The 16,353-nt window shown below is 72.5% G+C and carries 15 protein-coding genes and 1 pseudogene; 7 read left to right on the top strand and 9 right to left on the bottom strand.

The genetic code is table 11. The features are described from left to right. The first annotated feature begins 4 nt into the window (after window positions 1–4). The gene (locus ASD62_RS18635; RefSeq protein WP_235530794.1) at window positions 5–1,345 is read left to right on the top strand and encodes a multidrug effflux MFS transporter; all 1,341 of its coding nucleotides are present in this window, start codon (window positions 5–7) and stop codon (window positions 1,343–1,345) included. Window positions 1,346–1,411: 66 nt separating this feature from the next. Here the strand turns inward: ASD62_RS18635 and ASD62_RS18630 are convergent, their stop codons facing one another. The 7 genes from ASD62_RS18630 to kdpF form a co-directional block, all read right to left on the bottom strand. Beyond that, window positions 1,412–2,053, bottom strand: coding sequence for a hypothetical protein (locus ASD62_RS18630; RefSeq protein WP_157581639.1), 642 nt, complete (start codon window positions 2,051–2,053; stop codon window positions 1,412–1,414). Window positions 2,054–2,162: 109 nt separating this feature from the next. Further along, complete coding sequence (locus ASD62_RS18625) at window positions 2,163–2,840, bottom strand: response regulator (protein WP_056917704.1); 678 nt, start codon at window positions 2,838–2,840, stop codon at window positions 2,163–2,165. Next, window positions 2,837–5,347, bottom strand: a complete 2,511-nt coding sequence (locus ASD62_RS18620; RefSeq protein ID WP_056917703.1) for an ATP-binding protein — start codon at window positions 5,345–5,347, stop codon at window positions 2,837–2,839. The genes ASD62_RS18625 and ASD62_RS18620 overlap by 4 nt, the downstream gene beginning before the upstream one ends. 51 nt (window positions 5,348–5,398) lie before the next feature. Then, window positions 5,399–5,989 (bottom strand): potassium-transporting ATPase subunit KdpC, encoded by a 591-nt coding sequence (gene kdpC / locus ASD62_RS18615; RefSeq protein WP_157581638.1) that lies wholly within the window; start codon window positions 5,987–5,989, stop codon window positions 5,399–5,401. 5 nt (window positions 5,990–5,994) lie between these two features. Next, window positions 5,995–8,022: a potassium-transporting ATPase subunit KdpB gene (gene kdpB, locus ASD62_RS18610; RefSeq protein WP_056917702.1), complete on the bottom strand. Its 2,028-nt coding sequence runs from the start codon at window positions 8,020–8,022 to the stop codon at window positions 5,995–5,997. Further along, window positions 8,019–9,668, bottom strand: a complete 1,650-nt coding sequence (gene kdpA / locus ASD62_RS18605; protein WP_056917701.1) for a potassium-transporting ATPase subunit KdpA — start codon at window positions 9,666–9,668, stop codon at window positions 8,019–8,021. The genes kdpB and kdpA overlap by 4 nt, the downstream gene beginning before the upstream one ends. Continuing rightward, complete coding sequence (gene kdpF / locus ASD62_RS20870) at window positions 9,668–9,766, bottom strand: K(+)-transporting ATPase subunit F (RefSeq protein WP_235529273.1); 99 nt, start codon at window positions 9,764–9,766, stop codon at window positions 9,668–9,670. Before kdpF ends, kdpA begins: the two co-directional genes overlap by 1 nt. Window positions 9,767–9,854: 88 nt before the next feature. Between kdpF and ASD62_RS18595 the strand changes: the two genes are divergently transcribed. Beyond that, entirely contained in the window at window positions 9,855–10,517 is a 663-nt protein-coding gene (locus ASD62_RS18595) for an ion channel (RefSeq protein ID WP_056917888.1), read from the top strand. On the opposite strand, the gene ASD62_RS18590 is transcribed toward ASD62_RS18595, so the two are convergent. Then, the gene (locus tag ASD62_RS18590) at window positions 10,514–11,716 is read right to left on the bottom strand and encodes a dipeptidase (RefSeq protein WP_056917699.1); all 1,203 of its coding nucleotides are present in this window, start codon (window positions 11,714–11,716) and stop codon (window positions 10,514–10,516) included. The genes ASD62_RS18595 and ASD62_RS18590 overlap by 4 nt on opposite strands. Window positions 11,717–11,749: 33 nt before the next feature. Here ASD62_RS18590 and rimO point away from each other — a divergent pair, with 33 nt between their 5' ends. The 5 genes and pseudogenes from rimO (at window position 11,750) to ASD62_RS18565 (ending at window position 15,426) form a co-directional block, all read left to right on the top strand. Beyond that, window positions 11,750–13,309, top strand: coding sequence for a 30S ribosomal protein S12 methylthiotransferase RimO (rimO, locus tag ASD62_RS18585; protein ID WP_056917887.1), 1,560 nt, complete (start codon window positions 11,750–11,752; stop codon window positions 13,307–13,309). Continuing rightward, the gene (pgsA, locus tag ASD62_RS18580) at window positions 13,306–13,968 is read left to right on the top strand and encodes a CDP-diacylglycerol--glycerol-3-phosphate 3-phosphatidyltransferase (protein ID WP_235529272.1); all 663 of its coding nucleotides are present in this window, start codon (window positions 13,306–13,308) and stop codon (window positions 13,966–13,968) included. The genes rimO and pgsA overlap by 4 nt, the downstream gene beginning before the upstream one ends. 8 nt (window positions 13,969–13,976) lie before the next feature. Beyond that, window positions 13,977–14,528, top strand: a complete 552-nt coding sequence (locus tag ASD62_RS18575; RefSeq protein WP_369796246.1) for a CinA family protein — start codon at window positions 13,977–13,979, stop codon at window positions 14,526–14,528. 105 nt (window positions 14,529–14,633) lie between these two features. Beyond that, window positions 14,634–14,933 carry a helix-turn-helix domain-containing protein gene (locus tag ASD62_RS18570; RefSeq protein ID WP_056917698.1) on the top strand — a complete coding sequence of 100 codons (300 nt, stop codon included), beginning with the start codon at window positions 14,634–14,636 and terminating at the stop codon, window positions 14,931–14,933. A 43-nt stretch (window positions 14,934–14,976) separates the two neighbouring features. Then, window positions 14,977–15,426, top strand: a pseudogene (locus ASD62_RS18565) (GrpB family protein). Window positions 15,427–15,448: 22 nt separating this feature from the next. On the opposite strand, the gene ASD62_RS18560 reads toward ASD62_RS18565, so the two are convergent. After that, complete coding sequence (locus tag ASD62_RS18560; protein WP_056917696.1) at window positions 15,449–16,315, bottom strand: Fpg/Nei family DNA glycosylase; 867 nt, start codon at window positions 16,313–16,315, stop codon at window positions 15,449–15,451. Window positions 16,316–16,353 lie beyond the last annotated feature (38 nt).

Genomic DNA, 16,353 nt, shown 5'->3' with positions numbered 1-16,353 from the left:
CGGAATGGATCCGGGGTGGGCCGGTGTTGCCCTCCCCGTGACCGCCGCGCCCCAGACCGTGACCGACGACCGTACCCAGACGCTTCCCCAGACCTCCGTCGACTCCTCCCGCTCCTCCGACGAGGCCATGCCTCCCGCCCCGACGGGTCGCGCCTACGTGCGGTTCGTCCTCGTCCTCGGCGCCCTCATCGCCATCGGGCCGCTGACCATCGACACCTACCTGCCGGCCCTGCCCTCGATCACGCGTGACCTCGCCGCGTCCGAGTCGGCCGTCCAGTTCACCCTCACCGGCATCCTGCTCGGTATGGGGCTCGGCCAGCTCCTCGTCGGCCCCCTCGCCGACGCGGTGGGCCGCCGCCGCCCCCTCATCGCCGGGCTCGCGCTGCACATCGCTGCGTCGATCTTCTGTGCGTTCGCGCCGAGCATCGAGCTACTGACCGTGGGTCGTGTCCTCCAGGGCCTCGGCAACGCCGCGGTGGCCGTGGTCTCCATGGCCATGGTGCGCGACCAGTTCGCCGGCTCCGCCGCCGCGACGATGCTCTCGCGCCTGATGCTGGTCATGGGCCTCGCGCCGGTGCTCGCACCGACCCTCGGTGGCTTCATCCTCCAGCTCACCTCGTGGCGCGGGGTTTTCGTCCTGCTCGCGATCGCCGGGACGATGATGGTGACGCTCGCGTCGTTCGCCCTGCGCGAGACGCTGCCACCGGCGCGTCGCCGCAAGCTCGCGTTCAAGCCCGTCGTGGCGACCTACGGGTCGCTGCTCAAGGACCGCACCTTCGTCGGGCTCGTCCTGATCAGCGGCCTGATGTTCGCGACGCTGTTCTCCTACATCGGTGGCTCGTCGTTCGTGCTGCAGGACATCTACGGCCTGAGCGTCGCGCAGTTCGGCCTGGTCTTCGGGATGAACTCGCTGGGCTTCCTGACCGGTTCGCAGCTCAACCCGTTCCTGCTCAAGCGGTTCGAGCCCCGCGTGCTGGTGCGTGCCGGGGTCACCATCGGTGCAGTGGCCGCCCTGCTGACGCTCGCGTCGGCCGCCACCGGCTTCGGGGGCCTGACCCTGATCCTCGTGCCGCTCTGGTTCATCCTGTTCGCCTGCGGCCTGACCCTGCCGAACACCCCGGCGCTGGCGCTCACCCGCCACGGCGAGGCGGCGGGCACGGCGGCTGCGCTGCTCGGTGCCTCGCAGTTCGTCATCGGTGGAGCCGCGGCTCCCCTGATCGGCGCGATGGGTTCGGGCTCGGCCGTGCCGATGACCCTGGTGATGGCCCTGACGGCCTCCCTGGCGCTGGTCGTCGCGACCCTGACCCTGCGCGGGCGGCTGGCTCCGGTGGACGCCACCGCCTGACCGGCGGCACCGCGCACAGCGCGCCCCACCTCGAGCGCTCGACCCCGTCCTCATCGGGTCGAGCGCTCAGGGTTCGGTGGAGAAGGGCCGGACCGCCGGGCCCGGCTCGTCGTCCGCGGCAGCCGCCGCGATGTGGGCCACCAGCGCAGCGAGCGGAGGCGGGACCTGTTCCGCCGTCGTCGCCGCGGCCAGGGCCTGCGCGACGAGCGCCTTGCGCCCCGACGTCGTCCCGGAGAACCGGCGCAGCTGGTCGGTGACCGGCCGACCCTCCCACGTGGGCTGGCGCCGGAACGTCACGAAGCGGTCCAAGAGCCGGAGCCGGTCGAGCACCTCGATGACCCGCTCGACCCCCAGCGCCCGGATCAGCTCGTCCTCGAGGTCCTGGTCGCAGACGTGGAAGCCGAGGGCGGCCATGTCGTCGGCCGAGCCCACCGGGTGACCGATCGACGCCAGTGCACGGGCGAAGTAGCCGGCCTCCCCGACGTCGCAGAGCCCGAGGACGCGCAGCCGGGCAGGGGCGTCACCGTTGGCGCGCGCACTCTGCGCAACGAGGTCGGCGAGGTGGCGTCGGATGTTGGTGACGCCACCCATGTCGACGAGGTCGAGCCGGTCCGGCTGCACGGTGACCGGACGCACGCCCAGCAGCGCGCGCACGGCAGCGACGTCGCTCTGGCCCTCGAGCAGGACCACCACCCGGTGCCCGGACATGGCCGCCAGCATGCCAGCGCCGGGTCGAGGCCGCCGCCCGGTTCGGGCCCGGGTCCCCGGCGGTCCGGCACCCGCGGGCCCGGACATGGCCGCGCGCGGCGACCCCGCGTCATACCTCGAGGCGGTAGCCCTGACCGGGGTCGGTGACGAGGTAGCGCGGGTGGGTGGGGTCGGGTTCGAGCTTGCGCCGCAGCTGGTTGGCGTAGACGCGCAGGTAGTTGGACTCGCGGCCGTACCCGGGACCCCACACCTCGTGCAGCAGGTCCTTCTGCGAGACGAGGTGTCCCGGACGGCGGGCGAGGACCGCGAGCAGGCGCCACTCGGTCGGCGTGAGGCGCACGACGTCGCCGCCGATCGTGGCCGTGCGCTCGGCGAAGTCGAGGGCGAAGTGCTCGGTGCGCAGGGCGGGCGGGTGGTTCTCGCTCTCGCCGGCCCTCCGCAGGGCGGCGCGGACCCGCGCCTGGAACTCCTCCATGCCGAACGGCTTGGTGACGTAGTCGTCGGCGCCGACGTCGAGCGCCTCGACCTTGTCGGCGGAGTCGGTGCGGGCGGAGAGCACGATGACGGGAACGCTCGAGGTGGCCCGCAGCCGGCGCAGGACGTCGATGCCGTCGAGGTCGGGCAGGCCGAGGTCGAGGACGACGACGTCGGGGGAGCGTTCGGCGATCGACTGGAGGGCGGAACGGCCGTCGCCGACGGTCTCGACCTCGTACCCACGCGCCCGCAGGCTGATCGCCAGGGTGCGGCGCAGGTGGGGTTCGTCGTCGACGACCAGGACCACGCTCATGCGGGCATCCTGCCATCGGCGCGGGGGAGCTCGAGGACGATCGTCAGGCCGCCACCGGGGGTGTCCTCCGCGGCGATGGTGCCGTCCATGGTCTCCATGAGGCCACGGGCGACCGCCAGCCCGAGTCCGACGCCGGACCCGCGCGGTGCGTCGTCGAGGCGCTGGAACGGGGCGAAGATCGCCGCCTTCGAGGAGTCCGGGACGCCGGAACCCCGGTCGACGACCCTCACCTGGAGGTGGTGACCGGTGGCGTAGGCCTTGACGACGACCTCCTGGCGGCCGCCCGAGTGGTGCAGGGCGTTCTCCACGACGTTGGCCACGACGCGGTCGAGGAGGACCTCGTCGTAGAGGGCCAGCGGGAGGTCGTCGGCGGCCAGGACCCGGACGCGGTCCGGTGCCGACACCGTCGACACGGTGCGCCGGATGGTCTCCACCACGGCGCCCTCGCTGACCTGCGCGGCGACCACGCCGCTCTGCAGCCGGGAGATGTCGAGGAGGTTGGCGACCAGGGTGGTGAGCCGGTCGGAGGACTCCTCGATCGTCTCGAGCAGGTCGGCCTCGTCCTGGGCGTCGAACGCCGCACCGGGCTGGCGCAACGTCGAGACCGCTGCCTTGATGCCGGCCAACGGGGTCCGCAGGTCGTGCGACACGGCGCTGAGCAGGGCGGTGCGGGCCCGGTTGTCGCGGGCCAGGGCCCCGGCCCGGCGGGCCTGCTCGGCGAGGTCCGCCCGCCGCAGGACGGCCTCGGCGTGCGCGGCGAACGCGGAGACGAGGCGGCGCTCGTCGGCGGCCAGGACCGGCCCGAACAGGGCCAGGGTCGTCGTGTCGTCGACCGGTGCCAGCACCGCGGCCCGGTCCAGCTGGTCCACGTCGAACCCCGGCAGCGCCGCGACCACCTGCCACGGCGCCCGCACCGAGGGTCGTCGCACGAGTCCGGCCGTCGTCAGGTGGAACAGGTCGGCGACCTGCTCGAGCAGCGCGGTGAGCGGGTCCTGCTCGCCCAGCAGCGTCTGCGCCGAACGCTCCAGCGCGAGCGACTCGCGCTGGGCGAGGCGCGCGGCGGCGGCCCGGCGGTCGCTGAGGTGGACCGCGGAGGCCACCGAGACGGCGACGACGAGGAAGACGACGACGGCAGCAGCGTTCTGGGGGTTGGTGATGGTCAACGTCCCCACCGGGTCGGTGAAGAACCAGTTGAGGCTGAGCGACCCCAGCAGGGCGGACACGACGGCCGGCCCGAGCCCTCCCGCCAGGGCGCAGCCGACGGTCAGGGCGAGGAACAGCAGCACCTCCAGCGGCAGGTCGTGCGACTCCCGGGTCGCGATGAGCAGGGCCGTCAGCACCACCGTGCCGAGGGTCGCGAGCAGCCAGCCCGCCAGCCGCCTGCGCCCCGCGAGCGCCCCACGGCCGCGCCGGGACTGCCCGCGGTGGGCCTGCTCGTGGGTGACGATGACCGTGTCGATGTCGCCCCCCGCGCCCTCGACCACGTGGCTGCCGACCCCGCGGCCGCGCAGCGCCTGCCACCAGGTCCGTCGGGAGGCGCCGAGGACCACCTGGCGTGCGTTGACCCCTCGCGCGAAGTCGAGGATCGCGGCCGCCGCGTCGTCGCCGGCCACGGTGTGGAAGGTGCCGCCGAGCTCGGCGACCAGCGTCCGGATCTCGCCGATGCTCTCCAGCCGGGCGTCGATGAGGCCGTCGGCAGGGGTGACGTGGGCGACCACGAGCTCGCCGCCGGCGCCCCGCGCGGCGATCTGGGCGCCGCGCCGGACCAGTGCCGCCGACTCGGGCCCTCCGGTCACGGCGACGACGACGCGCTCGCGGGCCGGCCACGACGACGTGATCCCCTGGTCGCGCCGGTAGCGCTCGAGGCCCTCGTCGACGCGGTCGGCCAGCCAGAGCAGCGACAGCTCGCGCAGGGCGGTGAGGTTCCCCTCGCGGAAGTAGTTGGCCAGCGCGGCGTCCACCCGGTCGGGGCCGTAGATGTTGCCGTGGGCCATCCGTCGGCGCAGTGCGTGTGGCGACATGTCGACGAGCTCGATCTGGTCGGCCGTCCGCACCACCTCGTCCGGGACGGTCTCCTGCTGACGGATCCCCGTGATCGCCTCCACGACGTCGTTGAGCGACTCGAGGTGCTGGACGTTGACGGTGGAGACGACGTCGATGCCTGCGGCGAGCAGGTCGCGGACGTCCTCCCAGCGCTTGGCGTGCCGGCTGCCGGGGGCGTTGGTGTGCGCGAGCTCGTCGACGAGGACGACCTCGGGCCCGCGCTCGAGGACGGCATCGACGTCCATCTCGCGCAGCGTGCTGCCGCGGTGCACCACCTCGCGGGTCGGCACCACCTCGAGCCCGCCCAGGGCCTGGGCCGTGTGGGCGCGACCGTGCGTCTCGACCAGCCCCACCACGACGTCGGTGCCGCGTTCGGCCCGCCGGTGCCCCTCGGACAGCATCGCGACGGTCTTGCCCACCCCGGGGGCCGCGCCGAGGTAGATGCGCAGCCGGCCGGGGGTCATGACGACATTCTCGCGTCATCGGGGGGTCGAGGGGCCATCGCCGTGCCGTTCCTAGCCGGCGGCGCGGGCCAGCGCGAGGTTGAGCTCGAGGACGTTCACCCGTGGCTCGCCGAGGTACCCGAGGGTGCGCCCCTGGGTGTGCTTCGCCACCAGTGACGCAACCAGGTCCGTGCCCAGCCCGGTCGCCCTGGCGACGCGCGGCACCTGGAGCGCGGCGTACTCGGGCGAGATGTGGGGGTCGAGCCCGCTCGCCGAGGCGGTCAGGGCGTCGGCCGGTATGCCGCCTGCGCCCCGCGAGGTGCCCGCGCCACCGTCCGCCTGCGCCACCGTCGCTCGGCGTTCGGCGACCGCCTTGGCCTGGGCGTCGCTCGAGGCGGCGAGGTTGGAGCCGCCGCTGGTGTCGCCGGAGTAGTCGCTGGTGGACGGACGACCGTGGAACCACCGGTCGCCGGTGAAGGACTGTCCCAGCAGGGACGAGCCGACGACCTTCCCGTCGTGCTCGACGAGGGAGCCGTCCGCCCGGGCGCTCAGGCCGAGTCGGCCGACGCCGAACACGACGGCGGGGTAGACCACCCCGAGCAGGACGGTGAGGGCGAGCAGGAGCCGCAGCGCGGCGGCGTACTGGCGCGTGAGTGAGGTCATGCTGGTCAGCTCAATCCGGGGAGTTGGGACACGAGGAGGTCGATCACCTTGATGCCGACGAACGGTGCGACGACGCCGCCCAGGCCGTAGACGAGCAGGTTGCGGCGCAGCAGGTCGGCCGCGCCGCCGGGGCGGTAGTGCACGCCGCGCAGGGCGAGCGGCACGAGCGCGACGATGACCAGCGCGTTGAAGATGACGGCCGAGAGCATGGCCGACTGCGGCGACCCGAGACGCATGATGTTGAGGGCGTCGAGTCCGGGGAACAGCACGACGAACATGGCCGGGATGATCGCGAAGTACTTGGCGATGTCGTTGGCGATCGAGAACGTCGTCAGCGCTCCGCGCGTGATCAGCAGCTGCTTCCCGATGGCGACGACCTCGATGAGCTTGGTCGGGTCCGAGTCGAGGTCGACCATGTTGCCGGCCTCCTTGGCCGCCGACGTGCCCGTGTTCATGGCCAGTCCGACGTCGGCCTGGGCGAGGGCAGGCGCGTCGTTGGTGCCGTCGCCCGTCATCGCGACGAGCCGACCGCCCTCCTGCTCCTTGACGATGAGGGCCATCTTGTCCTCGGGTGTGGCCTCGGCGAGGAAGTCGTCGACCCCCGCCTCCGTGGCGATCGCCGCCGCAGTGAGCTTGTTGTCGCCGGTGATCATGACGGTGCGGATCCCCATGCGCCTCAACACCTCGAAGCGTTCGGCCATGCCCGGCTTCACGACGTCCTTGAGCCGGACGAGGCCGAGGACCCGTGGCGCCCGGCCGGCGGCAGCCAGGGCCACCACCAGCGGCGTGGCACCGTCCCCGGCGATGGCGTCGGCGAGCCGTCCGGTCTCGTCCGGAACTTCGCCCCCCTCCTGGGTGACCCACGCGGTGACTGCCGACGCCGCGCCCTTGCGGATGCGCGTCCCGTCGGGGAGGTCCACGCCGGACATGCGCGTCTGCGCCGTGAACTCCACGAACTCCGCTCCCTGCGAGGCGAGCACGTCCGCCGACGTCACACCCCCGAAGTGCTCCAGGGAGGTGGCCAGCTCGACGATGGAGCGCCCCTCGGGCGTCCCGTCCGCGAGCGACGACAGGTATGCCGCCTGTGCCAGTTCGCCGTCCGCCGCACCGATGACCGGGGTGAGCTCGCTGGCGCGCCGGTTGCCCAGCGTGATCGTGCCGGTCTTGTCGAGCAGCAGCGTCGACACGTCGCCCGCCGCCTCGACGGCCCGGCCGGACATGGCCAGGACGTTGCGCTGGACGAGCCGGTCCATGCCGGCGATGCCGATGGCGGAGAGCAGGGCGCCGATCGTCGTCGGGATGAGGCAGACGAGCAGGGCGACCAGGACGATGACCTGTTGCAACCCGCCCGAGTACGACGCCAGCGGCTGGATCGCCATGACGGTGACGAGGAAGAGGATCGTCAAGGTGGTCAGCAGGACCGTGAGGGCGATCTCGTTGGGGGTCTTCTGCCGCGAGGCGCCCTCGACGAGCGCGATCATCCGGTCGATGAAGGTCTCGCCGGGACGGGACGTGATCCGCACGACGATGGCGTCGGAGAGCACCGTCGTGCCACCGGTGACGGCGCACCGGTCGCCACCGGACTCACGGACCACCGGGGCGGACTCGCCCGTGATCGCCGACTCGTCGACCGTGGCGACGCCCTCGACGACGTCCCCGTCGCCCGGGATCACCTCACCGGCGACGACGCGCACCCGGTCGCCGATCCGCAGCGCCGTGCCGGGAACGGTCTCGGTGCCGCCATCCTCCCTGAGCCGGACCGCCAGGGTCTCCGTCCGCGTGGCCCGCAGGGTAGCGGCCTGGGCCCGGCCACGGCCCTCGGCGATAGCCTCCGCGGCGTTCGCGAACAGCACGGTGGCCCAGAGCCAGAAGGCGACGCCCCAGCCGAAGACCGAGGGGTCCAGGACCGCCAGGACCGTCGTGAGGACCGAGCCGATCCACACCACGAAGATCACCGGGGTCCGAACCAGGTGGCGGGGGTCGAGCTTGGTCACGGCCTGGGGAAGGGCCGCGAGGATGGTGGTGCGGTTCATGACAGGGCCTCCGCGAGGGGTCCGAGGGCGAGGGCGGGGAAGAAGGTCAGGCCGGCGAGGACCAGGGCGATGCCGACGAGCAGGCCGGTGAAGAGAGGTGTGTGGGTCGGCATGGTGCCGGCGGTCTCGGGCCGACGCCGTTGCGCTGCAAGGGAACCCGCCAGGCCGAGCACCAGCATCATCGGGACGAACCGACCAACGGCCATGCAGAAGGCGAGCGTCAGGTTGAACCAGGGGTTGTCGGCGCTGAGGCCGGCGAAGGCGCTGCCGTTGTTGTTCGCGGCCGACGCATACGCGTAGAGCACCTCGGTCAACCCGTGCGGCCCGCTCGCGAGCATGGTGCTCCGGGGGCCGTCCATGGACAGGGCCGCGCCGGTGAACCCGAGGACGAGGACGGGCATCACGAGCGAGTACAGCGCTGCCATCGTGATCTCACGCCGGCCGATGGTCTTGCCCAGGTACTCGGGGGTACGACCCACCATGAGCCCTGCGACGAACACGGACAGGATCGCGATGACGACGATGCCGTAGAGGCCCGAGCCGACTCCGCCGGGCGAGACCTCGCCGAGCAGCATGTTGGTGAGGACCACCCCTCCGCCGAGCGGGCTGTAGGACTCGTGCAGCGAGTTGACCGCACCGGTGGAGGTGCTCGTCGTCGCCGCGCCGAACAGGGCCGAGGCCCAGACGCCGAACCGCTGCTCCTTGCCCTCCATCGAACCCGTCGACGCGGTGGCGGCAGCGACCTCGGCCCAGGTGGTCAGCGCGACGCCCGCGCCGAACAGCACTGAGGCGAAGCCGAGCAGGGCGCGTCCCTGTCGGCGGTCGCCCACCATGATCCCGAACGCGCGGGGGAGGGCGAACGGCACGACGAGCAGGAGGAAGACCTCGAAGAGGTTGGTGAAGGGGTTGGGGTTCTCGAACGGGTGGGCGGAGTTGGCGTTGAAGTACCCGCCACCGTTGGTCCCGAGCTCCTTGATGGCTTCCTGCGACGCGACCAGGCCTCCGCGGATGACCTGCTCCGCGCCGGAGAGGCCGGTCACGGTGGACGGCGCGGCCAGGTTCTGGACGACCCCGCCGACGAGGAGGACGACGGCGGCGAGCACGGCGCCGGGCAGGAGGACGCGGACCGTGCCGCGCACCAGGTCGACCCAGAAGTTGCCGATGCGCCCCGTCCCGTCGCGCAGCAGCGCCCGGGTCAGGGCGATGCAGACCGCGAGGCCCACGGCGGCGGACACGAAGTTCTGGATGGTGAGCCCGAGCGTCTGCACGAGGGGCGTCACACCCGCCTCACCGGCGTAGCTCTGCCAGTTCGTGTTGGTCACGAAGGACACCGCGGTGTTGACGGCGGTCGTCACCCCCATGCCGTCCGATCCCTGGCGCAGGGGCAGTGAGGTCTGCAGGAGGATCAGGCCGAGCAGGAGGACGAAGCCCACCACGCTCACGGCACCCACGCTCACGGCATACGCGCGCCATCCCTGCTCGCGTTCGGGGTCCACTCCGGCGACGCGGTAGAGCACCCGCTCCACCCGCCAGTGCCGCGTGTCGGTGAACACCTTCGCGATCCACGTCCCGAGCGGGACGCAGACCACGACGAGGGCGACCACCAGGGTCAGGAGGGACAGCAGCCCGGCTGCTGCCTCGGACATCAGAACCGCTCCGGGCGGACGAGCGCGTAGACCAGGTAGGCCAGCAGCGCGAGGCCGAGCAGGGCGGCGACGAGGTTCTCGATCACGGTGTCAGTCAAGGTCGCCCGACCGGGGCACCTCCTCGCGTTGACGGCGCCTTGACTGGCGTTGACGCGATCTTGACGGGCGGACCCTAGGGTGGTCGCCATGCGCGACTGGTTGAACGCCGTCAAGAGCCACCCGAGCGGGGTCCTGCTCGCGGCGCAGCTCCTCGAGGTGCTCGCCTACCCGTTCGCCGGCGACACCCCGCTCGGCCGGACCGTCATCGGCCTCTTCGGCGTCCTCGTCCTGGCCGTGGCCGTGTATGCCGTGCGCGCCACGCCGGCGCTCACCTGGGTGGCCGTGGTGCTCGGCGTGCCCGTCGTCGCACTGACGATCGCCGAGGGGTTCGCCCCGGGGAACCAGCAGGTGGTCCTGTGGTCCTCCCTGCTCCACGCGGCGTTCTACGGCTACACGGGGTACGGGCTGATCCGCTACCTGTTCGACGACTCGTGGGTCACCCGCGACGAGATCTTCGCCGTCGGAGCCAACTTCACCGTCGTGTCGTGGATGTTCGCCTACCTGTTCATGGCCGTGCAGGTCGTCTGGCCGGGGTCCTTCATCGCCTTCCAGGGCGAGGGCCACCGGACCTTCCTGGAGCTGCTCTACCTGTCGTTCGCCAACCTCACGAGCGTCGGGCTGTCCGACGTCACCGCGGTCCTGCCCCACGCCCGCTCGGTCGTCATCATCGAGCAGGTCGCGGGCGTCATGTACGTCGCGCTGATCATCGCCCGGGTCGTCGGGCTGACCATCACCCGCTGGCGCAACTAGGCGCGGACCCCGTCGAGCTCGGCGATGGTGGCCAGGCTCGGGCCGCGCTCCGCCTGCAACCGCCGAGCGACTTCCTCCGCCTCGCCCAGCACCCGGACGATGTTGCCGCTCGTGAGCTTTCCGAGGTCGTCGTCGGACCACCCGCGGTCCGCGAGGGCCTCGAGGAGGGCGGGGTAGCAGCTGACGTCCTCGAGGCCGTCAGGCAGCTGACCGACGCCGTCGTAGTCGCCACCGACCCCGACGTGGTCGACGCCTGCCACCTCGCGGATGTGCTCGCAGTGGCGCACGACGTCCTGGAGGGTGGCCCCCGGCGCGGGTGACGTCCGTCGGACGTAGTCCTTGCCCCAGGCCTCGAAGGCCGGACCATCGCCCTGGGTGACGCCTGCCTCCGCCGCCGCGGCGACGGCTTCGGCCTGCCAGGCCGCGGCGTCGGGGTTCACGAACTTGGGCACGAAGGTGACCATGCAGACCCCGCGGTTGTCGCGCAGCGACTCCAGCACGTCGTCGGGGGCGTTGCGCGGGCTGTCGGCCACCGCCCTGGCGGAGGAGTGGCTGAAGATCGCCGGCACCTCGGCGACCCGGAGGGCATCGCGCATCGTGCCGGGGGACACGTGGGAGAGGTCGACGAGCATGCCGATGCGGTTCATCTCGCGCACCACCTCGACCCCGAACGCCGACAGGCCGCCGAGGACGGGTGCGTCCGTGGCCGAGTCGGCCCAGGGCACGTTGCTGTTGTGCGTCAGCGTCATGTAGCGCACCCCCAGGACGTGCAGCATCCGCAGCGTCGCCAGCGAGCTGTTGATCGAGTGACCGCCCTCGGCGCCGAGCAGCGAGGCGATCCGCCCGGACCCCCAGGCGGCCGTGATGTCGTCCGCGGTCCGGGCGAACGCGAGGTCGGCGCCATACCGGGCCACCATCTGGTGACCCGCGTCGATCTGCTCCAGCGTGGCGCTCACGGCGTCGTCTCCCGAGAGCTCGGCGGGCACGAACACCGACCAGAACTGGCCGCCCACCCCGCCGGCCCGCAGGCGGGGCAGGTCGGTGTGGGTCGGCGTGCCACCGGCAGCGAGGTCGAGGCGGTCGAAGTCGTAGCCCACCTGCTCGCGGGCCTCCCACAGGAGGTCGTTGTGCCCGTCGATGACGGGGTGCTGGCGCAGCACGGCGGCGACGCGGTCGGCGGTGGTCGTCACGGCGGTCATGGCGCCCACGCTACTCACCGTAGAGTGGGCGCCATGAGTTCGACCGAGCAGCGCAGCGTGGCCCTGGTGACCCTGGGGTGCACCCGCAACGAGGTCGACTCGGAGGAGCTGGCCGGCCGGCTCGCTGCCGAGGGGTGGCTCCTCGTCGACGACGCGGACGACGCAGACGTCGCAGTGGTGAACACCTGCGGGTTCGTCGAGCAGGCCAAGAAGGACTCCATCGACGTGCTCCTCGAGGCCTCTGCGCGCAAGGGCCACTCGAAGACCCAGAAGGTCGTCGCGGTCGGGTGCCTGGCCGAGCGGTACGGCAAGCAGCTGGCGGCCGAGCTGCCCGAGGCCGACGCGGTGCTCGGCTTCGACTCCTACGCCGACATGTCCAGCCACCTGCGCGCGATCCTCGACGGCAACGCCCCCGAGTCGCACACCCCCGGTGACCGCCGACGCCTGCTGCCCCTGTCGCCCGTGCAGCGCCAGGCCGGTTCGGTCGGAGTCGCGCTGCCCGGTCACGGTGGGCCCTCCGGCCCTGCCGTGTCCGCCGCAGCTGCCGTGCCGTCCCAGGACGGCACGTCGCCCGAGCAGGTCGCCCCCAGCGAACCGGTCGACGTCACCATCGAGGGTCCGGTGCCGGCCTCCGGCCCGCGCGTCATCCGCGCCCGCCTCGACGGCCGCCCGTGGGCGCCGCTGAAGATCGCCAGCGGTTGCGACCGGCGCTGTGCGTTCTGCGCCATCCCGTCGTTCCGTGGGGCCTTCGTCTCGCGCCGACCGATGGACATCGTGGCGGAGGCCCGCTGGCTGGGGGAGCGCGGCGTCAAGGAGCTCTTCCTCGTCAGCGAGAACTCCACGTCCTACGGCAAGGACCTCGGCGACATCGGCCTGCTCGAGAAGCTGCTCCCCGAGCTCACCGCCGTGCCCGGCATCGAGCGGGTCCGTGTCTCCTACCTCCAGCCCGCCGAGATCCGCCCCGACCTGCTCGACGCGATGGCGTCGATCCCCGGCGTGGTCCCGTACTTCGACATCAGCTTCCAGCACGCCTCGGCCACCCTCCTGCGCTCGATGCGCCGGTTCGGTGGGCGGGAGGCGTTCCTCGGCCTGATCGACGAGGTCCGCGCGCGGGCGCCGAAGGCCGGCATCCGCAGCAACGTCATCGTCGGGTTCCCGGGTGAGACCGAGGCCGACCTCGACGAGCTCGAGGCGTTCCTCGTGGCAGCGCGGCTCGACGTCGTCGGTGTGTTCGGCTACTCCGACGAGGACGGCACCGAGGCGGAGACCTACGGCGACAAGCTGCCCGAGCACGTCGTCGCCGAGCGCGTGTCACGGTTCACCGCCCTGATCGAGGAGCTCAACCTCCAGCGCGCCGAGGAGCGGATCGGTGAGACGGTCGACGTGCTCGTCGAGTCGGTCCCGAGCGGAGACCTCGGCGACGGTGACGACGACGAGCCGATGGTGGTCGGTCGCGCGGTGCACCAGGGTCCGGACGTGGACGGCGTCACCCTGCTCGCGCCGGAGGACTGGCCCGGCCTGGCCGTCGGCGACATCGTGCACGCGGTGGTGGTGGCAACCGAGGGCATCGACCTCGTGGCAGAGCCGGCATGAGCGAGTCGGCCCCGCTGCCGGACCCGATGACCGAGCCGGTCTCGACGCCGACACCGAGCGCCTGGAACATCGCGAACGCCCTGACGGTCTCGCGGATCCTGCTCGTGCCCGTCTACGGCTGGCTGCTGCTCGCCGGCAGCGGCCACAACCCGACGATGCGGTGGTGGGCGGCTGCCGTGTTCGTCATCGCCACGGCGACCGATCGGGTGGACGGCGACATCGCCCGCAGCCGGGGGCTCATCACCAACTTCGGCAAGATCGCCGACCCCATCGCCGACAAGGCGCTGATGAGCATGGCGTTCATCGGCCTCGCCTCCCTCGGTGACCTCCCGTGGTGGATGACCCTGGTCGTGCTGGTCCGCGAGTGGGGCGTCACCGCGATGCGCTTCGTCGTGATCCGCCACGGGGTCATGCCCGCCGGGCGCGGCGGCAAGGTCAAGACGGCCCTGCAGAGCCTGGGCCTGACCCTGTTCACGCTGCCGCTGTCCACGTTCCCCGGCTCCGACGTCTGGCACCTCGTGGCCTGGCTGGTGCTGGGCCTGGCCGTGCTCGTCACCGTCGTCACCGGGCTCGACATCGCCTACAAGGCCCACCGCCTGCGCCAGACCAGCGAACGTGCCGCCATGAAGCGCGCCGCCCGGGCCGCCCGACGCCGATGACCGGGGCCGTGTCGGCCGCGGACGTCGTCGCTGCGCTGCGCGCGGCCGGGACGACGGTCGCCACCGCCGAGTCGCTCACCGGCGGCCTGGTCGCCGCGGCCCTCACCGACGTGCCCGGAGCCTCCGCCGTGGTCCGCGGCGGGGTGGTGAGCTACGCGACCGACGTCAAGGCGTCCGTGCTGGGTGTCGACCCGGCCGTCCTCGCCGAGGGTGGCGCCGTCCAGGACAGGGTGGCCCGCGAGATGGCGCTGGGTGCCGCCCGCGTGTGTGGCGCCGACCTCGGCGTCGCGACGACCGGCGTGGCCGGACCCGATCCGCAGGACGGCCGCCCGGTGGGGACGGTCTTCGTCGCGGTCGCCCGGGCCGGTCAGGAGCTCGACCGCGTCGAGGTCCGCGAGCTCGCCCTGACGGGCGACCGTGCGGCGATCAGGGCTGCGACCGTCGCCGCCGCCCTCGCCCTCGTGAGCGAGATCATGGGCAGGTCGGCGGACGTGGACGGCGCGTCGGGGTGGACGCGTGGGGTCGGTGGGGCGGAAGATTCCGGCCGTGCCCGTCGTTGACCCGTGCGAACCTCGTGATTCCCGAATCCTGCGCGCGCAGCGTCAGGGCTGCGGGGTACCGTGGTCCCGTACCCGTCCCGGTGACGACCAGCTGAAGGAGGCGTCATGATCCTGCTCCGTCGCGAACTCGGTGACGTCCTCCGTGAGCAGCGCCAGTCCCAGGGCCGCACGCTCCGCGAGGTGTCTGCCGCGGCCTCGGTGTCGCTGGGGTACCTCAGCGAGGTCGAGCGCGGTGAGAAGGAAGCCTCGTCCGAGCTGTTGTCGTCGATCTGTGGCGCCCTGCACCTGCCCCTGTCCGAGGTCCTCGGCCAGGTCTCCGAGCGGGTCGCCGAGACCGAGGCGCTGACCGCTCCGGTGTCGCTGCCGCTGCCGGCCACCGCGCTGGTCTCGGCCTCCGCCGCCTGACGCACCTGTCCGCGGGGACGACGAGCGGCCGCCTCCCGAGGCCGTGGTGAGTGCTCTCTGCCTGTCCGTCGAGCACGTCGGCTCCACGTCGGTTCCGGCGCTGCCCGCCAAGCCCGTCATCGACATCCTGCTGCTCGGACCCGATTCGGACGAGTGAGCCCACGTGCCGGTCCTCAAGGCGTTGGGTTGCATGCTGCGCATCCGCGAGCCCGACTGGCTGGAGCACCGGGTCCTCTCCCGGCGTCGTGAGAGCGGGGCCCCGTTCGACGTGAACCTGCACATCTCCTCGCCCGGGGCAGCCGACGCGGAGGTCGCCCGGATGCGCCGCTTCCGGGACTGGCTGCGCGGCCACCCCGACGACCGTGAGCGGTATGCCGCGACAAAGCGCGATCCGGCGACCCGCCGGTGGCGGTACGTCCAGGACTACGCCGACGCCAAGACGGAGGTCGTCGAGTCGATCCTGCCTCGCGGGGGCGCGCCCGATGCTCCCTGAGGGCCTCTGCCCGCCAGGAGGGTCAGGCGCGGCGGTACGGCGTGGCCCGACCGCCCGACGAACCCATGGGGCGCTGCGGCCGCCCGTCGTCCGTCGGTCCGAGACCGCCCTGACAGCTCGGGCAGTAGAACATCGTGCGCTCCTGCGGCGCCTGTCCGATCATCGCGACCCGGATGCCGGTGCCGCAGCGTCGGCAGGGCCGTCCGGACCGGGCGTGGACGAAGCTCTCCTCGCCCCGCCGCCGAACCCCGGTGCTCGACTGCAGGGCGTGGTGGCGGGCGGTGTCAAGGAGCCGGTGGGCCCGGTCCACGAGACGTTCGACGACGTCGGCCTGCAGGTCGGCGGCCGCGGTCCACGGATGCACCTTCTCCATGAACAGGCTCTCCGAGGCCCACAGCGTGCCGACCCCGGCGAGGTTGCGCTGGTCGAGCAGGGCGGCCCCGATGGTAGTGGGGGAGGAGCGCAGGTTCGAGACCGCCACGACGGCGTCCCAGTCCGGCCCCAGGACATCGGGCCCGAGGTGGCCCACGACGTCCGACTCACGACTGGTGGGCAGCAGCTCGAGCACGCCGAGACGCAGCCCCAGTGCCGTCCACTCGTGCGTGCCGACGGCCGCCCGCAGGTCGGCCCTGCGCAGCCAGCGTCCGTTGTCCGCGGGCGCCTCGACGCGCCACTGTCCCTCCATGCGCAGGTGCGAGTGCATCGTGACGCCGTTGTCGAGCCGGTGCAGGACGTGCTTGCCACGGCTGACCACCTCGGTGGTCGTCGCGCCACGGAAGTCGGTCGTGGCGATCCCCGGGAACCGCACGTCCCAGAGCGTGATCTCCTGACCCGCCACCGCCCGGTGCAACCGCGTCGCCGTGCGCCAGACCGTGTCGCCCTCAGGCACGCACGGACCCGTTCACGAGAGCGGTGGCCAAGGAGGTG

Origin of the sequence: Phycicoccus sp. Root563, assembly GCF_001427915.1 — a bacterium.
In the GTDB taxonomy this organism is placed as follows: Bacteria; Actinomycetota; Actinomycetes; order Actinomycetales; family Dermatophilaceae; genus Pedococcus.
The sequence above is the reverse complement of the archived record's forward strand: the minus strand, read 5'-3'. Positions and strand labels throughout refer to the sequence as shown.

What these genes read in the sequence shown, in the direction of transcription:
- ASD62_RS18635 (WP_235530794.1), top strand. Translation starts at nt 5, where the DNA reads ATGGATCCGGGGTGGGCCGGTGTTGCCCTCCCCGTGACCGCCGCGCCC.
- ASD62_RS18630 (WP_157581639.1), bottom strand. Translation starts at nt 2,053, where the DNA reads ATGTCCGGGCACCGGGTGGTGGTCCTGCTCGAGGGCCAGAGCGACGTC.
- ASD62_RS18625 (WP_056917704.1), bottom strand. Translation starts at nt 2,840, where the DNA reads ATGAGCGTGGTCCTGGTCGTCGACGACGAACCCCACCTGCGCCGCACC.
- ASD62_RS18620 (WP_056917703.1), bottom strand. Translation starts at nt 5,347, where the DNA reads ATGACCCCCGGCCGGCTGCGCATCTACCTCGGCGCGGCCCCCGGGGTG.
- kdpC (WP_157581638.1), bottom strand. Translation starts at nt 5,989, where the DNA reads ATGACCTCACTCACGCGCCAGTACGCCGCCGCGCTGCGGCTCCTGCTC.
- kdpB (WP_056917702.1), bottom strand. Translation starts at nt 8,022, where the DNA reads ATGAACCGCACCACCATCCTCGCGGCCCTTCCCCAGGCCGTGACCAAG.
- kdpA (WP_056917701.1), bottom strand. Translation starts at nt 9,668, where the DNA reads ATGTCCGAGGCAGCAGCCGGGCTGCTGTCCCTCCTGACCCTGGTGGTC.
- ASD62_RS18595 (WP_056917888.1), top strand. Translation starts at nt 9,855, where the DNA reads ATGCGCGACTGGTTGAACGCCGTCAAGAGCCACCCGAGCGGGGTCCTG.
- ASD62_RS18590 (WP_056917699.1), bottom strand. Translation starts at nt 11,716, where the DNA reads ATGACCGCCGTGACGACCACCGCCGACCGCGTCGCCGCCGTGCTGCGC.
- rimO (WP_056917887.1), top strand. Translation starts at nt 11,750, where the DNA reads ATGAGTTCGACCGAGCAGCGCAGCGTGGCCCTGGTGACCCTGGGGTGC.
- pgsA (WP_235529272.1), top strand. Translation starts at nt 13,306, where the DNA reads ATGAGCGAGTCGGCCCCGCTGCCGGACCCGATGACCGAGCCGGTCTCG.
- ASD62_RS18570 (WP_056917698.1), top strand. Translation starts at nt 14,634, where the DNA reads ATGATCCTGCTCCGTCGCGAACTCGGTGACGTCCTCCGTGAGCAGCGC.